Consider the following 24,688-nt stretch of genomic DNA (forward strand, 5'->3'; position numbering starts at 1 on the left):
ATTTATTCTGCAGCGTATTCATTCGTCTTTTCTGCTTCAGTGCGCGACTGAGACGATGCCAATCCGAGCATCTGGCCGATATCGGCATCGATCGGCCAGGTACTTGCCGATCCACGCTTGACTGGCTGCCAGTTTCGGCGGAAGCAAACTGCCTGGCACCGGAAACAATCAGATCTGCTGCCTTTTCGCCGACCATCGTGACGGTTGTATTGATATTGACCGACACCATCGCCGGACACGGACACGGACACGGACACGGACGCGTCGCAGACGCGCAGCCCGGAAACCCCCTTGACCTTCAGATCGGGGACGCGACGGCGTTCGGATCGTTGGCGGACCCTGCTCGACAGGTGCCGGCAGCGTGATAGTACGTCTGGCAATTTTTCCGGATGTATTCGCGCAGATCGCTCTCTTGAATAATGTCGGGGCCGGGCAGCAATTCCTTGCTGATAATTCTCTTGAAGCTTTCCGTCTGGCCCAGCCGCCGGCAAACGAAACGCTCTCGAGCAGAATATTCTCGTCGTAATGATCGGCGTCCGAAAGATAGTTGAGGTCGATTGTCGGCGCGACGCAAATATCGGGGGAGGTAATTTTCGGAACCCGTGGCTCCGGCTTCTGGCGACATTCGGCTCGAGCGCAATAATAGATCTCGCTTCGGGGTCGACGCTTGGTATTCGTCACCGAACCGCCCGTTGACCCAGCCGGCCGTCGGGCCGAGTTGTAGCTGGCTCTCCACCGATTGCGCGCCCGGTGTGGTGTTCAGCATGGCAATCGCCTCGTAAGGCGTGATGTGCCGGTCGGGTACCGGCGCCGCCGTTTCGAAAATCACCGGCACTGAGTAGTGATCGATCGGGTGTTTGCCGACACCGGGACTGTGGTGGACCACGTCGATACCGAGTTCACGCAGATCGGCCGCATCGCCGATTCCCGAGCTCAAAGGAAGCTGAGGAGGTTGGATGCTCCCTGCGCAAACAATGATTTCCCGCCCGGCGGCAATGCGCCCCCTCCCGGTGAGGCAGGCGCTGGCCACGCTGCCGATGAACTTGATCCTGCCGACGAGCGTGTCGGTCTGGATCTCCAGATTAGGGGGCAAGGACGTCAACGGATGGAGGTAGGCGACGGACGACGAATTCCTCAGGCGCCCGTGCACGTTCAAGGTCAGCATGCCAATGCCGAAATCGACCTTCGGCAATCCGAGCGCGACACCTGCCTCGATAAACGCGCGCGAAACGAGGTGTCGCTCCGGACGCTGCTCGATCGTGACGCGTTCTTTCAGATGCTCGAAATACGGTCTGACATCCTTTCCTGACCATCCATCGGTACCAAGCTCGCGCCATGAATCAAAATTCGCTTCCGGCGGTACCAGGTAGGCACAGTCGTTGTGATTGCCGCAGCCGCCCCGCATCCTGGCGCGCGAGTACGTGATCTGGCGGCCGGAATGCTTCTTGGGTTTGGTCAGGAACGCCCAGTCCGTACCGGAATCGAGTTCAAACAGACGGGAGATATCCATCATCGCGGGGATTCCCTCGTCAGGTGGTCCTGCTTCGATGAGCAGGACCGAGCCGATATTCGCATCGGCGAGCCGTCGCGCGATGATCGATCCGCGCTGCCACCGCCAATTAAAATATAGTCGAAGATCATGGTGCTCCTTTTTGTCATGCCGTTGATCGATAAACCATCGGTGATTCCAGTCCGTCAATAAGGAGACAGGATCAGACCAAGCGCGACCAACGCGTAAATCACGCCTGTTACCCTGTTGAATGCAGATTTGTTGTCGAAGGCCGCGCGCGCCTTGTGGGCGAGGAACATATACCCGCTATAGATCGAGAGCGAAATGACCATCGCCGCCAGACCCAAGGAGATTGCCTGGATGGTGTACGAAACGCGCGGGCTGATGAAACTCGGGTAGGTGAGCAGGCTGGCCAGCCATCCCTTGGGGTTGGTCAGGGAAACGAGCAGCGAATCGACAAACATCTGCTTCGGGCTCGAATCGCCGACCTTCCCGTCGCTCGGCCCGGATCTCGCGAAGAAGGCGCCGACCGCGAGGTAGGCGAGATAGATCGCCCCGATCCATCGTAGGTAAGTCAGGATCCAGCGATGGTCATAGATGATCAAACCGACGCCCGACAGCACGACCGTCGCGTGAATGGCGGTTCCCAGCCCAAAACCGAATAATGCACCGGGAATTGTCGTTTTGATTCCATGCCTGATCGCCTGGGCAACTGCAAACGCAACGTTGGGGCCGGGCACGGCGATTGCGGACGTGAAGGCAACGGAAAACAAAGCCAACAAATGTAAATCCATAAATCGTCCAGTTAGCCTGAAGATGCGATTGAATTGCAAGGGAGATGGGATTGCCAAAAAACCGGCCCGGCCGCTATTTCGACAATTGCCCCGTTGATTGATAAGCATGGCATGCACTTCCGAATGCCCTGAATATCTTCCGGCTCGTGGTATCGGCGGCGGCATGCCATTCGGGGTGCCACTGCACCGCGAGTTGAAAGGCCGCTGACGTCGTGTAGGACAGAGCCTCGATCACGCCATCCTCGGCGACCGCTTCCAACTGAACACCGGACGCCACCGTGGTGATGCCCTGGTTGTGCAGGGAATTGACGTAGAGCTCGCGGTTCTCGACGATCGACGACAGTAGTCCGCCGGGAACGACCTGGATCGTATGAACGGGGAGATACTGCTGATCGCGAGGCACGTTCGGGTTCTCGCTATGCACGATGCTTTGGCCCACCACTGACAAGTCGGCATGCAGCGTGCCGTTCCGATGAACGCTCATCTCCTGCAAACCGCGGCAGATACCGAGGACCGGCATTTCGAGTTCAATAGCGACCGACAATGCGACGCATGACAGACGATCCCTTGGCCGATCTCGCTCGCCGGGAATGACATCGTCTTCCCCGCGATTCCAGACGCGTTGCTGCTCGTTGAAGATCCTGGGATCGAGATTCGATTCGTCGCCGGTCAATACCAGGCCGTCCAGGCGCCGCATCACTTCGCGGAAATTGCGCACGGTTGCGTCCCAGGGCAGATCGCCGTCGATCGTTGGCAGGATCACGCATTCGACGGATGCGTGCCGGTCGAGCGCATCGATGTAGCGCCGCCGCAACCAGTCACGGTGAACGCCGTCGTAAAGGTGACGATTGGCCGTGACTCCGACGACGGCGCGACCCACATCACGAGGTTTGTCCATCATTGCTCTTGCACCGCCGTTGAGAGGGATGCACGCCGCGCGTCGTAGAGACGCCTGTTCCGGTCGAGCAACTGGCCGATGACGCTCGGCTGCCCCTTGGGGCCACGCACAAACAGGCCGCCCCAGGAATCGGTAATCTCGGCATAGTTCGGATCGCGCATGCGGATGTTCTGCGCGCGCGCTAACAGCCAGAACGGAACACCGGGCGAAAGATGGTGCTCCAGATGGTATTCATCGAAATTTACGCCGAACAGCAGCCGTTCGATCAGGTTGCCCTTTCGGTTGCGCGTGAGATAGACGTTTTCGACCTCGGTCTCGCACATTGGCGAGTGCTCGGCGATCTCAATGAACCAGCCCAGTATCTGGAAGGTGGTCAGATAGGGAATCAGCCAGAACAGCACCAGTAAATGCAGCGCACCGGCCTTGGCAAAGCCGGCAATGATGATCACCCAGAAGGCCGCGAACACGTAGGAATCGATGGCGGCGCCCCGTTTGTCGACGCTCTTGTCGTCCTTGTTCGAAATCAGAAAGCGGTTGTGCCACAGGTACTTCAGATAGCGCAGCGTGGCCCCGCCCAGAATGGCCTTCCAGACGATCGAAAACGCATACTCGCGCGGCTCGCGCACCTGATAAACCCCGGAAGAGATGAAAAACTGCAGGTCGGGATCTTGCTCGGGATCGCCAAGGTACGGATGATGAAGATGCACATGGGAAACGCGATAGGCCCAGTGCCGTTGAAAGATCGGATAGGCGGCGAACGTAATGCCGAGAAAATGGTTCCATTTTGTATTTTTCGCGAGTATCCGGTGGGCGGCATCGTGCGAGATCGTCGTCAGCCCCCGCTGATGCGCGCCAATCATGAGCACCGCAATTGGGTAAAGCCACCAACTGAACCGAACCGTGACAAACGCACAAGCCAGCATGACCAGGTAGTCCTTCAGCACGTACAGCGCGCCGGTGATATTGTCCGGTCGCAATTCGGACAGATCCCGCGTGATGTCGCGGGAGAAATGGAATGTATCGAACCGCTTGTTCCGCAGTTTCCAGACTTGAGACGTTTCCATGATGGTTATCTTCCTCGCCGGATTGGGCATCAGATGGCGTCGAGCCCGCGTTGAATATCGAAAATCACGTCGTCCACGTTTTCGATGCCGACGCACAGGCGGATCGATCCGTCGAATATTCCCGCGGCCTCGCGTTTCTCTTTCGGGACGGTGGTGTGAGTGGTCGAGACGGGATGCGTCACGAGTGTCCGCGCATCACCCACGTTCGAAACGTGATACATGAGCCGGATGTTCTGGATGAACGCCCGGCCAGCCGCCTCGTCGTCCAGTTCGAACATGATCATGGCGCCATGACCGACGCGGGCGTCGACCAGTTCGTCAACGAGTTCGCGATCGCGTCCAGTGGCGAGCCCCGGATACGAGATGCGCCTGACCTTCGGGTGCTGCTTCAGGAAACTGGCCACCGCTGCCGCGTTTTCGCAATGGCGTTGCATGCGCAGATGCAGCGTCTCTAGGCCTTGAATCAATTGGAAGCTCGCGAACGGACTGATCGCGGCACCGGTATCGCGAAGCCAGGTCATCCGTGCCTTCAGGAGATAGGCGCTCGCGCCAAGGTCGCCCAGTTTCCGCACGGCATCGCGCCAGAGTATTCCGCCATGCGCTTCGTCGGGCTCATTGAGTAAAGGCAAGCGGGAAGGATCGTCGAAGGCGAAGTTGCCGTTGTCGACTACCAACCCGCCCAGCGTCGTGCCGTGGCCGCAGATGTATTTCGTCGCCGAATATGTTGTGATGGCGGCGCCAAGCGAAGCGGGGCGGGACACGAGCGGCGTGGTCGTGTTGTCGACCACAAGCGGAATGCCGCGGCGCTTGCCGATTTCGGCAAGCGCCGCGACGGGAAACGGTATAAGACAGGGGTTGGAAAACACCTCGCCGAAGATCGCGACGGTTCTATCGTCGATCTGCGATTCGAACGATGACACCTCTCGTGGGTCGGCCGATCGCGCCTCGATGCCCAGCCGTTTGAACGTGTTGAACAACAGGTTCCAAGAATTCCCGTACAGGTACTTCGATGCCACCACGTTGTCGCCAGGCTGCCCGCTGCTTAGATTCACGAGGGCAAGGAACGTTGCGGCCTGTCCCGACGCCACGGCGAGTGCATCGGCGGCGCCGTCCACCGTGGCATATCTCTGTTCCAGGATGCGCGTGGTTGGATTGATGATCCGCGTGTAGGTGAATCCGTCTTCCTTGACGTTGTAGATGTCGGCAATCTTCGACAGATCGCCGTCGAGCTCATAGGCGGTGGATTGGTAGATCGGCACCGCGACGGCCTTGGTGATGGGGTCGTGCCGATAACCGGCATACAGGAGCGCGGTTTCTCGGGACATTTCCGTGCCGGGAATATTCCGTGACATGTTACAAGACCTCTTTGACGAATTCAGCTTCGGGGTGGATTGACGCCTTTCCGGTAATCCGGGACGCGTCGAAAAAGTCTCGAAATGCGGTCGCCAGCAGGCGGATCCATGCCGGCTTGATGGAGCCGATGCATCCGATCCTGAAGCTGCGGGTCTGAAGATGCAGCTTCGAATAGATATAGAGGTTGTAGTTGGTGAGATGCGCGTAAAGCGCATCGAAATCCCTCTGGGTATTAATGATGCCGTTTGCCGTGAGCGCCAGACACACGGGTGAGCGCACTTGGGCGTTTAGAAGTGGCGATGCGTATCGTTCGGTCGAGCGGACGATTTCGTCACGCACCGCGCCGTAACGTTCGCCGCGGTGAATCACGCCTTCACTGGCAAGTACTTCAAGCGCTTTTGCGCATGCCTGGATCACATGCGTGGGTGGCGTGGATCGCCATTCGCCGGTTTGCTCGAAACTTTGCCACTGATTACGGACGTCGAGGACAAAGGAATTGACCGGATTGCCCTTGCTCCTGAGCAGATCAAGTGATGCGATGACGAAAGCCGCGCCCGGCGGCCCCTCGATGCATTTATTGCTGGACGTTACGAGCACGTCGAAAGCGATTCTCCTGGCACTGATGTCGGTGGCGCCAAAAGAACTCATCGCGTCGATGATCGTCCTGACGCCGCGCCGTTTAGCCAGATCCACGATCGCATCGAGTGGATTAATGACACCGGTAGTCGTCTCGCAATGCACGAAACAAAGGTGCGTGATCGTGCGGTCCTGCTCCAGATACGCGGCGATGTCGGCGGCCGAGAGCGGTTGATCGCTCGGCGCCTTCATGCTGACGGTCTGCACGCCTCGCAGCTCCAGTATTTTCAGTATCCGCTCGCCATAAATTCCGTTGATGCAGACGAGCGGCCGATCAGACGGACAGATGAAGGTAGCCAGCGCAGCTTCCATACCGTAGGAACCGCTGCCCTGGATTGGGACGACCGAATGTGTGTCATTCCCGTCGATCAGCTCGATCATTAGTTCACGCACCAAAGCCGTGATGTTTTTGAAGCTCCGGTCGCGCGAGCCCATATCGAATTGCATCTGCGCCTTCACTTCGTCGCTCAAGGCCAACGGGCCTGGTGTCATTAAGAAATGATGTTGGCCGTACATATAGCACTCCTAATTTAGACGTTTATATGCAAATGCGGTACGAACGCTTTGCCGCGCGGCAAAGTTTTCACAGGGGAATCTTCCTGTCTGTGCAAAATCTGGCGGTGGGCGAGTGTCGAGCTGCTTGCAGTAAGGCTCAGTAGCTCCACAATCTTCATGGAATCGACGGATGCACGAATCCTATGGGAGGGCGGTGGAAGTAAGCCCGCTGGAGTAGCTTGCGCTTGATCCTGTGTCCGAGCAGCGACAGGGCCGCGCTCGCGTGCCCCGATGCATGTGATTGATCGACAACTGCTGCAATGTCATTTCCTCGGCTTCGCTCAGTTCTACGACACACTTCATCCGCTACCCCGGCACCACGAAGGCGCCAGCAGGTTGACGAAACTCAATCGGATGTACTAGGAACACTATCCTCCATGCCGCACAACTCGTAAAGTCGATTGTTTTGATGGAACACCTCCACATTATTTATAAGTTGGGATCATGCGTTTCAAGGGCCTCGATCTAAATCTCCTCGTCGCGCTCGATGCTCTGATGACCGAGCGTAACCTCACCGCGGCGGCACGCAGCATCAACCTGAGCCAGCCGGCCATGAGCGCGGCCGTCGCCCGGCTACGCGCCTATTTCTGCGATGAACTGTTTACGATGAGGGGCCGGGAACTTGTCCCCACACCGCGTGCTGAAGGGCTCGCTGCTCCAATCCGCGAGGCTCTGGTGCACATCCAGCTCTCCGTTATTTCCCGGGACGTCTTCAACCCGGCCAAATCGGATCGCCGCTTCAGGATCATCCTTTCCGATTTCATGGCAGTCGTATTTTTTCGAAAGATCGTGGAGCGTATTGCACGGGAAGCTCCCGCCGTCGGCTTCGAATTGCTACCACTTGCCGATGACCCCGATGAGGTTCTCCGGCGCGGCGAAGCCGATTTTCTTATCTTGCCGGAATTGTTCATGTCGAGCGCGCATCCTAAAGCGAAGCTGTTCGAGGAGACACTCGTGTGCGTAGGCTGCCGCACGAACAAGCAGCTATCAGGGCAGCTTACATTCGAGAGATACATGTCGATGGGGCACGTTTCGGTCAGGTTCGGACGTACGCGGCGGCCCTCCATCGACGAGTGGTTTTTGCTTGAGCACGGTCTCAAGAGACGGAACGAGGTCATCGTGCAGAGCTTTAGCATGATCCCGCCTATGCTAATAAACACTGACCGTATAGGGACGATGCCCTTCAGGCTGGCCAAGCATTTCGAAAAAACGATGCCTCTGCGGATCGTCGAACTTTCGCTGCCACTGCCCGCATTCACCGAGGCCGTCCAATGGTCTGCCCTTCACAGCAGTGATCCGGCAAGCAACTGGATGCGGGAGATAATATTGCAGGAGGCGTCACGCATGGTTGCTCCGCGTGAGACCACGCGAAGACCAATCCACCCAGGTTAGGAAATGGGATCTTTCAGCAAGGCTTTTGCGGCATGGATCTGTGGGGTTTCGAGGGTTTTGTGGCGACATAACGGATATCACCACACCAGGCCTGATTCGGCGCGGTGACGGCAAACGCCTGATCGAGCAGGTTCGGCGCGAACGGCAAGCCATGTGTCAATCTGGTTGTTGCCTGAATGGCGCTGCGGTGATGGACGACGCTGCGACTGCGCGGTCGCTGGGTGCTGAAGATGATCATTAATGAAGTCTATCGCTCACAGTACGCGTGCTGTGCGCCACGGGGACTGTCGTCGGTCGACGCTAGCGGCCGTTATGTAATACAGGTTTCTCGGACGGTTGTGAGTGATCGCGATGGTTCGGCAGCCTGCCACCACTCCGTGCACCGAACTCACGACTTAACGTCGGACTTCCACGGCCAGCAAGCGCTAGTTTCAACATTTTCTCGGTCCTTCTGGATCTGCTCGCGGTTGAGCGTGGCTTCGCTGGAGACTGCAACTTGGTTCGTCGACATTCGGTCGGCGTCGGCTTCAGTCGACGCCGCATGCACCTCCTCGCTAGCTCTCAACAACGGCAGACCGAGGCCAAACCGCGAAACTTCGCCCTTTAATGCGGTGATATCCGCCCGCCATGTATCCGCGTTACCGACAAGCAGACTGCGCTGGACTGTGGAAGTGAGACGCTTGCGATTCAACTCAGGCGCTAGCTTCACTCCCTACAGGGAACAAATACTTGGTAATTTGTTCTCGAGTATGTTCTATCTCGATGACATCAGTAATCAGCCCATTAATTTTCAACAATTCTGGGTTTTCAATTTCATCGGTCAGTTTTCGCATTATGGATCTGGTGGTTTCATCAGACTCAGACATTACTTTCTTCATCGTGTCCGGGCTGAAAACGCCGATGTGGGCCCGCGGATACGCCAGTACTGCCACAGGGTCAAATCCAGGACCACCCATGGCGTACACTCCTCCCGTATACGCTTTTCTGGCAACGAGCAGTAATTTTGGTACCTTGCATCGAACATGTGCTCTGAATAATTCCGCTGCAGCCGAAAATATGCCACTTTTTTCAGCTTCTCTGCCGATCATAAATCCTGGGATATCGGCAATGAATATGATTGGCATGTTGGTTTTTGCGGCAATATTTATCATTTTTACAATTTTTGAGGCGGATTTCCGATAAATTGCACCTCCATTATGTCGGGGGTTGTTGGCGATAATTACAGCGAAATTTCCTTTGATGCTCGCGTAGGCGGTCAACACTTCCTCCGCGTATTCGGCGCTTATTTCCGTAAAGCTGCCTTTGTCGATAAAGGAATTCAGCAAATGATGCATGTCATAGGGTGTGCGATGATCTGTTGGAATTAATTTTTCAAAATCAACCGCATCGGGTTCTTCATATTCAAGGCCATGGGGTCCCTTGCCTTTGAAACTTCCATGCAGTAATTTTCTTATGCACTTGAATAAACTTTCTTCATCTTTGAATACCAGTTGAACCGAGCCCGAGCCCTTGCTGTGAACGTCTGTTCCACCTAGCGAATAGAGATCGGACTCCTGGGCCAGCATTGCCTTCACCATATCCGGACGACCCATACATAGAGCACCTTTCTCAGTCATCAACACTAGGTCTGCGAGCATCAACGGTAAAGCAAGTGGACCTGAGGTCGGACCGAGTATGACGGAAATTAGCAAATTTCCTTCTGCAAATTCTGCGAGGGATGCACTGACCCTGCCCATTCCGAATGGAGATAAAAGTAATCTGGCCATGTCCGGCGAGAGCACTTTCGTGGTGTCGAAACTGCCTGTCCCTCCTGCCTTGTCCTGAATGTAGATTAAGGGGGCACGTTTATCCCGGGCCCGAGTTACCGTGCTGATGATCTGCTCGGCAGTGCGCCACTGTCCGCCTCCCTGAAATTCACAGTCTCCTCCGCGATTCATGACCAGAAAGGCTTTTACCAAATTTATGGTTCCTTCGCCGCAGATGAAATGACTTTTTGCGGCAGGTTGACGGTCAACAAAACTATCTGCGTCAAAGAGCACGTTTATTCTTTTCAACGAAATTTGCATTAGCTATCTGCCTCCTGGCAATGCGTATGAATGTTGGCTGTTATCGGTGCCGTGCGTCTGTGCGGTGTTGAATGGCAGCCTCATTTTCAGGAAGCCAAAATGTCTTCCATAGACATTGCTGCGGCCAGAAGGCGGCGGTCCTGGCCCCGCGCGGCGTCAATACTCAACCCCACCGGTAATGCATCATCGGGAGCAACTGGAAGGGTGATAGAAGGTATCGCGGCGTTGCTGGCCAAGTCGGTGTTACGTATCACCTCGGCAAACAGTCCCGGCCTGCTGGCATCGCTCAGATGAGGGACGCTACGCGGAACTGTCGGGTACACGAGAAAATCGATGCCTCGAGTGCTGAACAGGGAGTCTATTTGTAGACGTAAGACGCCTATATTCTGGATTGCTGATGAATAATCTGCGGCAGATATAAGCTGTCCACCAAGATTGGCGTGAATGATGTTGCGAACAATTTTGTCGCGAATGTTATCAAATACAGCATTTATCCTGTTTCCCCATCCTAAGGAAAGCAATGTGCGGGGAAAGTCAGTGAAGAATTCGTAAACCGGAATGGTGAAGGTTCCGGTTCTATTCAGGTCAGCAACAACCGCGTCATCCAGTTCAACGCACTGGAAACCAGCGCAAGTCAATCGCCTGACGGCATGCCAGCAATACTTTCGGACATCATCCTCCAGGTCAGTCCACATGGAGGCCGGAAGGCCTATTCGGCCGCGAGTATTTTTCTGTTTTGTCGGAAGGTGGCTATCGGGGGACAGCAGATCATATAGAAGTAATGCATCTTTCGCCGTCCGCGTCAGAAGGCCCGGCGAATCCTTCGTGCGAGAAACTGGAATGATTCCGGCCGAAGACCAGCGACCACTTGTGGGCCTGAAGCCGGTGATACCACAGAAGGCGGCCGGTATCCTTACGGAGCCGCCGGTGTCCGTTCCGATCGCCATCGGAACGATACCGGCTGCCACAGCAGCGGCACAGCCGCCACTGCTGCCACCAGCCAAATGCCCTGGAGCCGCTGGATTTCCCACCGTTCCCCATCGAGGATTGACCGATGTGATACCAAAGCTGAGTTCATGCATGTTGTTCTTGCCGGCAACGACAGCACCGAGCGCTCTCAGCTTTCTGACAACAAGCGCATCGCGCGTGGCTATACAACCTTCCATCCCCGGTGTCCCGGCAGTGACAGGGAGCCCCTTAACACAAATATTGTCCTTTAAGGAAAAGGGAATGCCGTAGAGCGGTGCGCCTTTCAGGGCATCATTCGCTTTAGCGAAATGCGCGTCCGGGCCGCAAGTGCGGATGAAGCAGTTGAGCTTTTTCAGATGCGAATCAGCGCTGAGTGCACGCTCCCGGATTTCAGCCGCTGAAAGTGCACCGGTACGTATGCCATCGCAAAGCGATTCCACAGTGTTTTTTGGATACATAAAATTTCCGCGAATAGGATGTCATCCTGTCCGATGTCAGTAACGATAAGCACTGCGGATCTCGTCAAGAGGATTGCCCGGTAAAAGATTTCCTCCTGCGCTACGTATGACGGCGCAGGCGCTGTTCACAGCCGTCTGCACAGCTCCCTCAATCCACCCACCGGTAAAAGAGCAGCCACATCCTGCCAGATAAAGGCCGGAATCCCATGCGGGATCATTCGCGGTCTTGAACTGAAAGAAGAGACGCTGCGAGTAAACATCTTCGCCCGGATAGTTGAGCTTAAAGGCACCCGAAGAATGCGGATCGGTCAGCCAGTCATGGTGCAGGATGCTACGTTCATAGTCGTCATCGGCGGGAACCAGGTGGCGCGCAAGTTCTGGATGGAATGTAGCAAGGTCGTCAACAAAGCACTCACACCGCTGTTTTTTGTCGGGAACACTCAGTAGCTTGTGAGCGTCATCTTCCCAAGTGTAACTAAGCAAAACTACACCCTGACCATCTGGCTTATCGGGTTCGTAATCAAGGCAATATACTCCTCTCGCAAAACTGTCAGACTGGATGGTGACTGGCAGGTCTTTAGTGATCCAGAACTTGTCGCGGGTGAGCATGAACAGCTTTGAGGAACCCGTAAGATGCGTTTCCCTGACGGCTCGTGAGACGTCGCGGCTGAGAAACGTTTCGTCGTCGGTCAGGCAATGAACCATCTGCATTGCCCTGTTGTTGCTAGTGACGATCACTCGGTCGAAAACCAATGCCTCGTCTTCATCAGTTACCAGTTTTATCTTTCCATTCTCTTTGTAGATGCGACCCACGCTATTGAAGCGAACCCGTTCAGAAACGGAGCACCCTGCGATCTCCGCTCCCGCCAGGCGCTCAGCCAGTGTAGAGATTCCGCAGGAAATCAGGCGTTGATCATCCAGATAGCCGTTAACGACCAAGCGCAGTATTTCGGTGAATCCGGCCTGATAAACAGGTAGGAAACCTCCGGATCCTATTCCTAAAGAGCCAAACAGCTCAAAGTCATAAGGCCTTTCCCAAGGGATACCTCCGGGGGGCGAGGGCCAGTGAAAATCGCGACAATGGCCGCATAGAAAGAACTGTCACGGAACACATCGAGCCACGTTTGCCATGCCGCACGCGCTTCCTGAAAGCGATGTGATTTCAACATGACCGTGATTTCTGCCGGCGCTACAAGAGATGTGCCATTGATCACGCACCCTTCCTGTAAAAATGCCCTCCAGCTTTCATGAACAAGCCTGAACAAAGGTGGCGGTGAATCTCCCGCCGGCCAGGTATGGCGAGTGCCGCGATAATGCAATTCGGTATCAACCACTCCTGGATCGGGGAAAGACGTGGTCGTGGAAATGCCGTGTTTGTTCAAATAATGGAAAAGACCGGTTGCACTCGGAGGGACCCGCATTGCGCCCATTTCAGCAATAAGGTGCGGGTACCGCGGATCAAATACTTGTGACCATATTCTTCCTCCAATGCGATCGCGGGCCTCAAAGACCGTAACGTCGTTTACGCCTGCCCGCATCAGCTCAGTCGCCGCCACAAGACCGCTAATACCGGCCCCCACGATGGCAACGCGCGGAGTTGGAGTGCGTGATGAAAAGGAGCCGATTGCCCCTTCAGACTCGCAGAGCTGGAGGAACGGCGCGTAGTCATACAATAGGTCAACAGTCGGTGATGGACTTTGTGAAGATGCGACGTGATTTTTCATGGATTTTCTCCTTTGTGGCAATGCATCCACTTGAGGAATGATGATGGCTGGAAATAGCGCAGGGACCTTCGACAGAAGAGATCGAGGTTATTTATTCCGTTGCCGATAGCTGTGCTGCTCCTCGGCAGAAAAATGCTATTCATGGCGAATATCCATGGATGCCACGATATCAAATCGACTGCGGTCATATCAAACAAATAAAATTGATGTTTGTAGCAAGCTAACGTGAGAGTAGCTTCGTCAGCCATGACTCACTACTGATAAAGGGAGTTGGTTGATTTGTGAGACGATATTTCGGGCGTGCGCAAGCTATTTCGTCCGCCCTGAACAATCCGTTTGGCGTGGTGTCAGCCGGCGCGTGTCAAGGTACTCGCCTCAGTCATGCAGCCAAAGGCTGTTTAAGTGCGGTGTGCGAGGCCATCGTGACGACTGACTCGCGCTCCGGATTGGGGGCGACGGCGCCGATTGGCGTCCAGTCCCGCGCGCAGCGTGACGGCATCATCGATGTTGTGATATTAAGCAGCGAACTCGTCGGACCAACGGTTGAGCACGACTATGCGATTACCCTCGGAGGATCAGTTGATTCTCATGTCGCGAAAATTTTTCAGCTACCGTTATCGGCGTGATCGAATTTTAGCGCTTTCAGCGCTTCGGCGAGGCGCAAATCGAGCGTCGGGCGATCTGCGGCCGTAAACAGCACATGTCCGACGCGGGCGCGAAAGTCCGTCAGTTTTAGGACTGTACCGCCGATGTGCGAAAGAACCTCGACCTCTTCGAAGCCGGGCGTCGCGCGCACGCGTTCGACCGCAGCGGCGCCGGCGAAGCGCCCAGTTACGGGCGTGAAGAACTGCACACCGCTCACGCACGTCGCATGCCTTGCATCACAGAGGGGCGCTGGATCGGTGTCGCCGAGATGACTGCGTATCATCACTTCTGGCAAGGAGATGGACTTGCTGAGTTCAACCAGCCGGTAGATCCGATCACCTCCGAGCCGTGCGGCGATCTCGATGAGCACGGGGCCGTCGCGCGTCATGCGCGCCTCTGCATGGAAAACGCCGAGGTTGAGGCCGATTTTCGCGGCGACCTTCTCGACGTAAGCGACCAGCGCTGTACGATGCTCTGGCGCCAACGCTGCTTCGACAATGTGCCCCATCTCGACGAAATACGGCTCGGCACTCAGCAGCTTTTCTGCCACCGCAAGCACGCGCGGCCCATGTCGGCCGACGTAACCTTCGATGCTGTACTCCGGACCCTCGACATATTGCTCAAGTAGCAACACGTGGCCAATTTCGCGGCCCATATCTACAACGCCGTGGCGCATGGCGCGCTCGACCGCGAGCTGCAGCTCGACAAGAGAGTTGACGCGCGTCGCGTGCTGGCTACCGCAGCCGTCCACAGGCTTAACAACGGCTGGAAAGCCGACCTGCGAGGCGGCTGTCACGATGTCACGGCGATCTGCGATTCGGGCGAATCGGGGCCCCGCCAGTCCCGCAATTGCGAGGTGTGATCGGCTGCGGTACTTGTCGCGAGTGAGCGCTGCCGCTTCGAGCGGCAGATGCGGGAGACCGAGCCGAGCGGCCGCTTCCGCCGCTACATCGACTGAGTATTCGAACCCAGGTACGATTCCATCGGCGCCAATGGCGCATGCGGCGGCTGCGACGGCGCTCGACGAAGCAGTGTCCACCACCGTGAACGACGTGACGGCCGCCCGTAGGTCACGCGGCACGACGCGCTCGGCGGAAAACACGTGCGCAGCGACACCAAGGCGCGCAGCGGCGGCGACAAGCGCCGTGCCGGACGACGCCGGTTCAATCACTATGATGGCGGTCATGGGGACGTTCCTTATATAGCAACAGTTTCGCGTCGGGGCGTGGTCGCCACAAGTAGCTCGTCGAAGTACTCGTGGAGCAGTTCGACGAAGTGGCGCAAATAGGTCTCAGCCTGTTTGATTCCGCCCCAGCCGTCGATTGCCCGCTGCAGACCGACCCACATCACATCATCGTGACCGTGAGATCCGTCGTGCTGAATGTGGTCGAGCGAACGCTTCACGAGATCGTGCCCGAACGCGCGCGCTCCTGCTTCGGTGATGATTTTGTTATAGCGATCCGAATACCATTCGACAAACCAGTTCCAAACCATTGTCGACAGCGGACCGTCGCGGCTAATGCTCAAATAAAGATAGCCAATCAGCTTGTCGGTGCTGTGGAAAGGTGCGGTGCAGTCGATCTCGGCTGCAGACAGGCTGAATTTCTCGATGTCACGCAGAAATAGCCCCTCATGCCCATATTCTTCTGCAAGGTATTGCGCGAGAATTTGCGCGAGCGTGTTGTCCTTGAAGCCGATTTTGTACAGCGCGAACGCGTCGACCTCGTTGTTAAGGCGGATTCGCAACACTGTTTCGATGAGGTGGCGGCGATAGTATTCACTGTCGATCCAATCGCCACGATGGAAGGCGGCGGTCTCCGGCGAAGTAGCGAACATCTGGGCGACTGCGTCTTGAGCGACTCGCTCAAGACGTGCTCGATCGTTGCTTGTATTCATATAACCATCCAGATCGAAAAAAAACAGGGCGCACCGGTTACTGTTTATGCCTGAGCCGGACGAACCAGGGGTACAGCTGCCTTTACAATAAGCAATGATGTCCCTTGGAGAGTCTGAGAATTCCCCTGCAGTGGGGGCTAAGCCGCGTTGCAGTCGCTGTGCGGTGACAGGGCGTACTGTCGGGCGCTCCTAGACGATTTTTGATCAGCTTGGCTTTTGCCAGTGGATTCGTGCCAAACGTTGCGGAACGCTCTCGCCTCGAATGTTTTTTGTCGACTGAAGCTAGCTGGTTCGATCTTCTCGTGTGCCACCACATGGAAACTCCTTCTCGAGAGGGGGCTGGACCATGGCCACGAGCTCTAACACCGCAAAGCGGTGTGGTAGCCAAGTTGTGCTAATCGTGCCGTATGCCATCGTCGCGGGTAACGGTACTGTACTTCATTGGATCGCGCATATGAATGCGACGGTGGACATCGGCGCGGTAGCACGCACGAATGTCACGGACGCTTTCAGCAACGCGTATCCGGTTTGCTGTCCGTTCAATTCCTCTTCATCTATGCTCTCTGCGTGAGTGACGGAAGGATATTAACCGCGGCTGTATGCGTGGTATAACCTGATAATCTTTATGTTTGCATGAGGGGAATTGATGATTCGCGATCTCGACAGCACGCTGCTGCGTACGTTCGTTACGGTGATAGAGGCCGGCAGCGTGAGCAATGCTGCGGTGGCTCTTCATCGCACCCAGGCTGCCGTGAGCATGGCCCTTCGGCGTCTCGAAGACGAAGTCGGCCAACGCCTGCTCGAACGTTCACCGCGCGGCGTGAAGCCGACCTCGGCGGGCAGCCTGCTACTGCCGTATGCACACAAGGTGCTTGAAATTGGCCTCGCGGCCCGTTCCGCACTGACTGTCGGTGACGTCTCGGGTACGGTGAGGGTGGGCATTCTGGAAGACATCGCAATGAGTCACCTTCGCCATGCATTGCGGCAATTCTCAGCATCGTTTCCCGATGTCTCGTTGGAGATAGTCGTTGATGCGAGCCCGGCGTTATCGCAGCGGCTCGCAAGCAACACACTTGATTTCGCGATCGGCGATCCTGCGCTGATCCACGCGGAGCCGCTCGTTACCTGGCGGCAACCGCTTCGCTGGGCCGCCGCACGTTCCCGCAATGCCGACCTGCGTGATGGCCCCCTACCAATCATCGCATTCGGCGGAGCATGTAGATGGCAGGAGAACTTCTTTGCGACGTTGCTTGACGCCGGCATCGTGTGGCGCGTTGCCTGCACGAGCACGAGCCTGTCGGCGATCCAGTCGGCCGTTGAGGCCGGACTCGGCATTGCTTTACTGCTCGACTGGCACGTGCGCCGCGATACTATGCACGTGATCGATCCGCGTGCTGTCGGGCTGCCGATGCCGCCTGTGGCTGAATTCGGTCTATTCAGCCACGCGAAGTCGAACGACCGCACGTCCGCAGCAACCGCACTGCAGCGCTTCCTCTTTCGCTCGCTGCAACTCTGTTTGCCAGAAGACGGCGCACTCGGCAGAGAACGCGCCACCATGCCGCTACGTTTTCCCAACTGATCTACGTCGTGCCGTGGGTTGCGTCGAAGGGGCGATCTTTCGATGCGTCGACATCCGCAGAATAGTTGCGCCGAACAGTCTTGATCCTAACGCAAGCGTCCAGTCGGAGATTTGGTGCGAGATCAAGAAGCCGGCGGGCGAACTTTGACGAATGTCAATGAAAAATCCGGATCAAATTTATTAACATTATTTTCACGATTACTGATATCGCACACTAATCTTGCACAAAAAAACAGAATTGGCTGGGCAATTGGCCGGATTAGGGAAACACTGATTTATCAGGCCCGGCCGTCATCGCTGAGGTGTCCGCTGAAGGATCTGGTGATCCAGGTCGAGCGAACGAAGGCGCAGATTCGCGCACGGGTCGGGCATCCGTCTCATATCGTCAAGAACCTGTTCCGTCATCGCAAGGTGCGCGCGCTACAAGGGACTGGCCAAGAACATGGCGCAACTGTTCAGTCTGTTCGCCCTGGCGAACCTGGCGATCGCGCGAAACCGGTTGCGGTCGGTTCATGGGAGCAGTCCGTCACGCGTGTGAAAAGTGCGAGAAATGAGGCGCATCCTCGGGTCAAACTCACCAGAATTGCCAACGCTTCATTTCGGCATCCGGAAATTCCGACCCATCGCCGCCGACAACCTCGCGGGATGGCCTATTAATCAGCGATTCCTTAACAGCCCCTAATATCATTTTGTTAAGGCTTCTTAACAGTCCCGGGTCGTCGAGCGCTGCGTCAGGCGGATCGCCAGCGTCTGCTCCCAGTAGTCATCCTCCACATAGTCCGGCTCGGCATAGCCAGTTCCGCAGTCCGCCCCACCAGCTCGACAAGCGTGGGCATAACCACACTACGGCACTTTGACCCGTATGCCGCAGGCTTGGGTCAGGAAGCGGCGCAAATCGGTTGCATTCGGCGCCTGCTTGTACTGCGTGGCGAAAGAGCGGATGCGCGCAAGCAGGAGCGGGATGAGCCGCTCCGACACCCTCACGCCTAGTGCGTCGTAGGCCTCACGCACACTTTGAGATCCAGAATGTTTCCCGAGTATCGTCGACCGTTGCCGGCCGAGCTCTGCCGGATCGAATCCCTCGTAGGTCGTGGGGTGCTTCGCGAGGCCGTCGGTGTGAATGCCCGACTCGTGAGTAAAGATGTTCCTACCGATGATGCTCTTGTTGAAGGAAACTGCGCGGCCTGAGGCTTGTTCGACTAACGACGAAATGTCGGGCAGCGCTCTGGTGTCGACGCCAGTTTCTCGTCGCAGCAGGTGCCGTGCGCCCATCACGACTTCTTCCAGCGCTGCGTTGCCGGCGCGCTCACCCAACCCGTTGACGGTGGTGCTCGCATGGGTCGCGCCGGCCCCAAGGGCGGCTAGTGTGTTGGCTGTGGCGAGCCCGAGGTCGTCGTGCGCATGTATTTCGATCTCCAGATCGACGGCAACGCGTAGCGCTGCAATGGCGTAGAAGGTCTTAAAGGGGTCCAGGATACCGACAGTGTCGGCAAAGCGCACGCGCTGGGCGCCGTGCTGCTGCGCGCATTGAGCCACTTCTACGAGAAATGAGGGATCCGCGCGCGAGGCGTCTTCCATGCCCAAGGAAATTCTGGGATGGTTTTTCGCTGCCTCGCCGACGACGCGTGCGATCTGCGCCAGTACCCAACTGCGCGACTGCCGCAGCTTGTGTTGCAAATGAATATCCGAAACGGGAACCGAGAGATGAACGATATCGGCATCACAACGCAATGCCGCGGTGAGATCCTCGTCGGTGAGGCGCCCCCAAACCATCAGGCGAGCGTCGAGGTTCAGGTCGACGATTGCAGCGATGCACGCCATTTCGTCCTCACCCATGGCAGGAATTCCGATTTCGAGTTCGGCCACGCCGGCCTGCGACAGTACGGCGGCGATTGCGCATTTTTCCTCAGTGCGAAATGCGACGCCAGCGGTCTGCTCGCCGTCGCGAAGCGTTGTGTCATTGATGATCGGATTGAGCATGTCAGGTCTCTTGAGTTGTCGCCGATGGATTGCAAGCGTTGTGCCAAGCGAGCATCTACAGTCGGGGCACAATTTGCGGGATGTCGACCGGCACAATGTCGGGTTATGGCGGTGCATCGTCCGATTGTTCGTGTCGCGAATGTTACGTTCCGGACAATTCGGCCGCGCTGGAGGTGGCTCGATCGGTTCCATCCGCTAGCGGATGGAATGTCGAACCTGTTCGCTTGCTGCGTACTCGAAATAATTAGGCTAACAAAGCAATTTGGCCATGAACAGGTCGAGATGGAATGGACGCCGCCCTCCCTCCGGAGAAGTGGGCGCGCTTCAGGGTCCCCAGGACCGAACGACATCAATGTGCCGAGGTGGGGTTGCGACGGCGCTGTCACGTTGCTGACTCCATGACGAGATATCGGCCAGGACAGTCGTGTCTCAGAACACGGTGGTCGGAGCTTGGGCAATGCCGGTGAAGAGACGCCATGCTTCAAATCGCGCGGCGAGCTGTTTGCGATAGAGCGAGGCGCTCAGCAGATGACGCTTGAGCGAAGTGTTGGCGGATCGGACCGAAGCACGACAGGAATGACTGCGTGCGTTCGGGCAAGCGAAAACCTCGCATCCGGCGCTCGCATTCACGCGTGGGTTGATGACTGTTTTCAGCGCGGTTGTTCACGCGCGCGCAGGCCTTGACGAAAACGTGCTTCACATTCGCTAGCTCAGGGATCTCCGTTTTCGCGGCCGGGTAGCTGCGCAACTGGTCGGTGACGATTTTCTTCGGCGCCGCAGGACAGGCCGCCAACACCCGTTTGAAGAAGCGTTTGGCAGCGGCGTTGTCGCGGCGCTTCTGAAGCAGGATGTCGAGTTCAATGCCGTGCTCATCGACTGCACGCCACAGCAGCCAGGGCTCGCCGCGCAGCGTCACGAACATTTCGTCGAGATGCCATGTGCTGCCCGGTTTGCGACTGGCAGTCCTGACCTGATGCGCAAAACTGGCGCCGAACTTGTCCGTCCACCACCGGATCGATTCATGGCTGACAACCACCCCGCGCTCGAACAGTAGCTCCTCGATGTCGCGAAGGCTGAGTTGAAAGCGGAAATACCTCCGAACCGCGTGGCTGATGACTGATGCCGGAAATCGATGGCCAGGGTAGAGCGATTTCGTCTTTTTCATCACGTCATCTTAGCTGACCAGCGCGCGAACGTGACAACGCCGCTGCACGAGTGAGGCGACAATTGCTTGACGCGCGCCGAAGGGCTTCTTGCTGTAGCGCGCGAAATCTGGCTTGTACCACATCCCTATGCCGTGCTCCGTCGTAGCAAAAGGTAGGAGACTCGCCAATGCCCTTCAGAGTCAGCGCAAGTGATGGCCGCTGTCTTCTGGTTAAGCCGTACGATTGTGCCGGTGCGGGTGTGCAGCGCCTTGTCAGTAAAGCTGACTATATCGCCCACCGAAAATCCGGCGTGCGACGCCAGGGGGCGTACCGGTGAGGGAAGCGCCTTTGGCACCTCGCGACCCCCAGATGCGACGATTGGCGGCGACAGTGGAGCGAGATGTGCCTTTTCCATGAGCGCGTTAATGTGGCTCAGGTACCGTGGATCGGCGCTTTCCGCGATCAGTCGCACATTCAGCGCTTCATAGAGGGGGACCCACGACTCACCGGATGCATCCCGGCACCGTACTGCCAACGCCGGGTTGAACTGATACCACCCTTGCGTGAGACGGGTGAAAAGATGGCGGTTGTAGGAATAGTCGCGCGTTATTTCATTACGCGACAACAGCCCGGACAGGTACTCGCGGTGTTTGCGTTCTGGAGCCAGGATGTGGTCCGGCAGATCGCGCCACGCGTCCAGGATCGATGCGGCCTCAAATCCCCCACGTGCACGCCCACCTGGCACTGCAAAACGGGACTTGAAGAGCGCCCAGAGTGTCTGCACCAGCAGGTATTCGGACAGGTGCCGATCGATGCGAACCAGGCGTTCACCGCTCATCAGGTCAATGGATGGCGGTGCAATCCGCTCATACAGTGCTGCAAACGGCCCGCGCGCGAGCCGGGCATCGCGAAACGCCTCGAGCAATGCCCAGTGCAGCGCGTTACGTCCGAGGTGATCGGTCGCTTCGGGGTTCGCGCCGCGCTCAAGCAGGCTCTCAACGAGCGCCACGTTACCGGCGGCGGCCGCCGCCATCAGCGGGGTCTGGTTCATCGGGGTGCGATGGTCCACGCCATAGCGGTCGCAGTGCTGCAGGACCTCCCTGGAGCACGCGGAAAAATACGCCGACAGATGTTTGCGCCCAAGCGTAGCGCGCTGCTGTTCAAGATGTCGTGCGGCGTCGAAACGCACCCGCGTCGCAAGCCATCTAACCAGAATCGGCTCATCGTAGCTGCACGCATATTCGAGCAGCTGCTGCCTGGATCTGCTGCCCGACGCGGGCTGGCGAAACACCCGATCCATCGTGTCACGCAACCACGCCTCATCAAATACGCGCCAAGGGACCGCTGGTTGCTGGCAAACCAGTTCGCGAATTGCTTCAGCCTGTTCATGCTTGCCCTGCAGCTCCAGCCTGCGCGCTTCCTTTTGCCAGTCTTCGCGGGTCGAGGTCTGCGTCTTCGCATCAATGCCCTCAACACGTTGCTGCAGTCCCAGCAACTGCAGCAGCGGATGCCCGAGGTCCGACTCGATCAGATATACATGGGTTGTCGCGCGGGTGAGCGCCACGTAGAGCGCGTTGACATAGAACTTGTAGACCTCCAGCGACCGGTCGGTCTTATCCCGGGCGCGACGGTTCTCCAGGTTGTCATCCATCAGATCGTTCGCGGTGACGCCCTGCGCGATCGCGTCGAACTGCGCGGGATGCCCGGAGATGAAACGGTAGAGAATGATGTTTTCATATCCGAGGCCTTTGGCTTCGTGGATCGAGAAAATCAGCGGAGTCTGGAAATGCGTGCGCGCTTGCGCCTTGTCCTCATCGCGCATGACCAGCACCGCGAAGCGCGTCGATTGACGCGTCCTGTCGTTGAGCACTTTCGTGCCGGAACCGCTGCCCGCAATCAGGCTTACGGATCCGGCCTCGTCGCCAACCGGCATGACCAGGAAGTTGCTTTCGCGATCGACGGAGCCAAAGCGGCGCTGCTTGATTTTCAGCAGCGTGTTCGCAATCCGTGTGACCTCGTGGGCGTTGCGAAAACTGGTCTGCAGGATCTTTAACTGCTGGCGCAGGGCGAGCGTTTCATCGCGCCAGAACAGGGTTTTGACCTTGCTCCACGAAAAGAAATTCGGATGCACGATCTGGTTCGCATCCCCGCATAGCATGTACTGATCCGGATTTTTCAGGGTCGCCAGAATCAGCGCGAGTTGCGCGTCGGTCAGATCCTGAACCTCGTCGACGACGACGAAGTCGTAGCATGCGCTCGCCAACGCCCGCCATACGTGGGCAACCAGATTCAGATCATACAGGTTCGCCTCGACGAGCCATGCCTGGTAACGCTCGAACAGGTCGTAGAGACGATTGCGCTCATCGGCCGGGAAGATCGACTGACTTACCCCCAGCTCAAGATACTGCTCCCGCCGGAGTGCCCCGTTAGCGTCGGCGCCGATGACTCCACGGATTTCCTCGAAGCTCTGGTGAGCGTCAAGTCCTCTGAATGGCAATTGCCGCGTGAACCACGAGGCGAACTCACGCCAGCCAACTTCCCGTCCAGGCGGAACGCGCACACTCTCGACAAATTCGCGATACGACAGGAACGTCGCGTCCTGGCGGGGATGCCCAAAGCCGTGGCTGTAGTACAGGTCGCGAGCGTTCTGGGCCAGATAGGCCGATTGGGTAACGTACAGCACATTCCCATCGACCTGCTTGAGTTTTTCCAGCGCCAGTGCAGTCTTGCCGCTGCCGGCGCTGCCGGATATGGTCAGCGGCACAGGTTCGCGATAGATGGCATCCTGCGTATCATCGAACGACAGGATATTGCCCAGCAGATGGATTTCCCGGCACTCTGGGTGTAGGTAGCGCACCGGCGTCGCGCCATCAGACGTAAGCGCATCGACATCGGGAATCCGGTCCTCGTCGATCGCGACGCCCCGCAGGAAGTGGGATTTCTCATAGGCGTGATGTTCAATGACTTCGAGCATCAGCGCGCAAACGTGATCGCCGTGCCGGATCAACGTGAACAGCAGGCGATTCGCATAATCCAATTTTGCGCGATAGAAATGCCCGTGCGTAAGATTGCTCAGCTTTTTGACTTGGGCTTGCCGAAAGTCATCGCGCTCGAGCGCGGCACGTACTTTTTCGTACTGTGCGCTCACTCGTGACGTATCAAGGCCGACATATTCAACGATCTGCATGGCGAGTGATGGAGTCCTTGGTGACAGAAACGGCTCTGGTGCAAATAGCGCGGGGGCGAATCGATTAAGGTGTCAGGCTGAACAAATTGAGAACCGACGATGAGCAAGCTGAAGAGCCTTGACGAACTGGCCGCAGGCTGTCACTTTGACCGCGACGTGATCATTCTGTGTGTTCGCTGGTACCTGCGCTACAAGCCTAGCCTGCGCGAACTGGTCGAGATGATGGCGGAACGGGGTCTGTCGCTGGCGCACACGACGATCCTGCGCCGGGTGCGGCGCTTTGCGCCGGAGTTCGTAAAACGGTCGAACCGCTTTGGCAGGCCCACAGGGCAGTCGCGGCGTGTCGACGAGACTTACCTCAAGCTGCGCGGCAAGTTGGTCTATCTTTATCGAGTGGTGGATCGGGTGGGCCAGACAGTAGACTTCATGCTCGGCGCCAAGCGCGACGTGAAGGCGGCAAAAGCCTTTTTCAGCAAGGCAATCGAACATCAAGGCCAGCGACCGAATACCATCACGCTTGATGGTTGTGCAGCCTTGCACCGCGCCGTGCGCGAGATGAAGGTCGATGGCTTGCTGCCCGATGACACAAACGTCCGATCCTCGAAATATCTCAATAATTTGGTCGAGCAGGACCATGGCAACATCGAGTCCCGGACAAAAGTCATGCTCGGCTTCAAACGTTTCAGGAACGCAGCGATTACTCTCTCAGGTATTGAATTGGTCCATCGTATTCCCAAGGGCCAATTCAGCCTCGCGAATCTTGGCCTCAAAGGTACCGCTGCGCCCGCAGTTTGGGAGGCCGTCCTGTCTTCTTGATGAGGTATCCTTTCTATAGTA

The 24,688-nt window shown here is 57.1% G+C and carries 17 protein-coding genes and 3 pseudogenes; 4 read left to right on the plus strand and 16 right to left on the minus strand.

Going from position 1 to position 24,688, the window contains the following annotated elements:
- Positions 1-298: 298 nt before the first annotated feature.
- From B0G82_RS37325 to B0G82_RS37350, 6 genes are all read right to left on the minus strand, one after another.
- Positions 299-1,513, minus strand: coding sequence for a GMC family oxidoreductase (locus B0G82_RS37325; protein WP_347237586.1), 1,215 nt, complete (start codon positions 1,511-1,513; stop codon positions 299-301).
- Positions 1,514-1,695: 182 nt separating this feature from the next.
- Positions 1,696-2,412, minus strand: a complete 717-nt coding sequence (locus B0G82_RS37330; RefSeq protein WP_241975110.1) for a LysE family translocator — start codon at positions 2,410-2,412, stop codon at positions 1,696-1,698.
- A complete protein-coding gene (locus B0G82_RS37335) occupies positions 2,378-3,205 on the minus strand; it encodes a gamma-glutamyl-gamma-aminobutyrate hydrolase family protein (protein WP_121311297.1) in 828 nt (275 codons plus the stop codon). Before B0G82_RS37335 ends, B0G82_RS37330 begins: the two co-directional genes overlap by 35 nt.
- Positions 3,202-4,266: a fatty acid desaturase family protein gene (locus B0G82_RS37340; RefSeq protein ID WP_121311298.1), complete on the minus strand. Its 1,065-nt coding sequence runs from the start codon at positions 4,264-4,266 to the stop codon at positions 3,202-3,204. The genes B0G82_RS37335 and B0G82_RS37340 overlap by 4 nt, the downstream gene beginning before the upstream one ends.
- Positions 4,267-4,295: 29 nt before the next feature.
- Positions 4,296-5,591, minus strand: a complete 1,296-nt coding sequence (locus tag B0G82_RS37345) for a PLP-dependent transferase (RefSeq protein WP_241975111.1) — start codon at positions 5,589-5,591, stop codon at positions 4,296-4,298.
- Positions 5,592-5,619: 28 nt separating this feature from the next.
- On the minus strand, positions 5,620-6,771 hold the full coding sequence (locus B0G82_RS37350; RefSeq protein ID WP_105512309.1) for a 2-aminoethylphosphonate--pyruvate transaminase: 1,152 nt from the start codon (positions 6,769-6,771) through the stop codon (positions 5,620-5,622).
- A gap of 483 nt (positions 6,772-7,254) precedes the next feature.
- Here B0G82_RS37350 and B0G82_RS37360 point away from each other — a divergent pair, with 483 nt between their 5' ends.
- Positions 7,255-8,202 carry a LysR family transcriptional regulator gene (locus B0G82_RS37360; RefSeq protein ID WP_121311299.1) on the plus strand — a complete coding sequence of 316 codons (948 nt, stop codon included), beginning with the start codon at positions 7,255-7,257 and terminating at the stop codon, positions 8,200-8,202.
- A 58-nt stretch (positions 8,203-8,260) separates the two neighbouring features.
- Here B0G82_RS37360 and B0G82_RS37365 read toward each other — a convergent pair.
- The 7 genes and pseudogenes from B0G82_RS37365 to B0G82_RS37395 all read right to left on the minus strand — a co-directional run.
- Positions 8,261-8,377 (minus strand): annotated as a pseudogene (locus tag B0G82_RS37365) (IS3 family transposase); the annotation flags it as partial.
- A gap of 517 nt (positions 8,378-8,894) precedes the next feature.
- Entirely contained in the window at positions 8,895-10,268 is a 1,374-nt protein-coding gene (locus B0G82_RS37375) for a carboxyl transferase domain-containing protein (RefSeq protein WP_121311300.1), read from the minus strand.
- A gap of 86 nt (positions 10,269-10,354) precedes the next feature.
- A complete protein-coding gene (locus B0G82_RS37380) occupies positions 10,355-11,695 on the minus strand; it encodes an amidase family protein (RefSeq protein WP_105512316.1) in 1,341 nt (446 codons plus the stop codon).
- 36 nt (positions 11,696-11,731) lie between these two features.
- Positions 11,732-12,739 (minus strand): NAD(P)/FAD-dependent oxidoreductase, encoded by a 1,008-nt coding sequence (locus tag B0G82_RS41160; protein WP_347237593.1) that lies wholly within the window; start codon positions 12,737-12,739, stop codon positions 11,732-11,734.
- Positions 12,694-13,419 carry an FAD-dependent oxidoreductase gene (locus B0G82_RS41165; protein WP_277872819.1) on the minus strand — a complete coding sequence of 242 codons (726 nt, stop codon included), beginning with the start codon at positions 13,417-13,419 and terminating at the stop codon, positions 12,694-12,696. The genes B0G82_RS41160 and B0G82_RS41165 overlap by 46 nt, the downstream gene beginning before the upstream one ends.
- Before the next feature lie 604 nt (positions 13,420-14,023).
- Positions 14,024-15,166, minus strand: coding sequence for an ATP-grasp domain-containing protein (locus tag B0G82_RS37390; RefSeq protein ID WP_241975112.1), 1,143 nt, complete (start codon positions 15,164-15,166; stop codon positions 14,024-14,026).
- A gap of 95 nt (positions 15,167-15,261) precedes the next feature.
- The gene (locus tag B0G82_RS37395) at positions 15,262-15,960 is read right to left on the minus strand and encodes a hypothetical protein (RefSeq protein ID WP_121311301.1); all 699 of its coding nucleotides are present in this window, start codon (positions 15,958-15,960) and stop codon (positions 15,262-15,264) included.
- A 646-nt stretch (positions 15,961-16,606) separates the two neighbouring features.
- Here B0G82_RS37395 and B0G82_RS37400 point away from each other — a divergent pair.
- A complete protein-coding gene (locus B0G82_RS37400) occupies positions 16,607-17,539 on the plus strand; it encodes a LysR family transcriptional regulator (RefSeq protein WP_105512312.1) in 933 nt (310 codons plus the stop codon).
- A gap of 306 nt (positions 17,540-17,845) precedes the next feature.
- Positions 17,846-18,077: pseudogene (locus tag B0G82_RS37405) on the plus strand (IS5/IS1182 family transposase); the annotation flags it as partial.
- 305 nt (positions 18,078-18,382) lie between these two features.
- Here the strand turns inward: B0G82_RS37405 and nifV are convergent.
- The 3 genes and pseudogenes from nifV to B0G82_RS37420 all read right to left on the minus strand — a co-directional run bounded on the left by nifV (position 18,383) and on the right by B0G82_RS37420 (position 23,851).
- Positions 18,383-19,519, minus strand: coding sequence for a homocitrate synthase (gene nifV, locus B0G82_RS37410; RefSeq protein ID WP_121311302.1), 1,137 nt, complete (start codon positions 19,517-19,519; stop codon positions 18,383-18,385).
- Between the two features lie 429 nt (positions 19,520-19,948).
- A pseudogene (locus B0G82_RS37415) lies at positions 19,949-20,684 on the minus strand (IS6 family transposase).
- Positions 20,685-20,809: 125 nt separating this feature from the next.
- A complete protein-coding gene (locus B0G82_RS37420) occupies positions 20,810-23,851 on the minus strand; it encodes an ankyrin repeat domain-containing protein (RefSeq protein ID WP_241975113.1) in 3,042 nt (1,013 codons plus the stop codon).
- 99 nt (positions 23,852-23,950) lie between these two features.
- Between B0G82_RS37420 and B0G82_RS37425 the strand changes: the two genes are divergently transcribed.
- Positions 23,951-24,667 carry an IS6 family transposase gene (locus B0G82_RS37425; protein WP_121311303.1) on the plus strand — a complete coding sequence of 239 codons (717 nt, stop codon included), beginning with the start codon at positions 23,951-23,953 and terminating at the stop codon, positions 24,665-24,667.
- Positions 24,668-24,688: the final 21 nt, after the last annotated feature.

The organism is Paraburkholderia sp. BL17N1 (assembly GCF_003634175.1).
Taxonomy (GTDB): domain Bacteria; phylum Pseudomonadota; class Gammaproteobacteria; order Burkholderiales; family Burkholderiaceae; genus Paraburkholderia.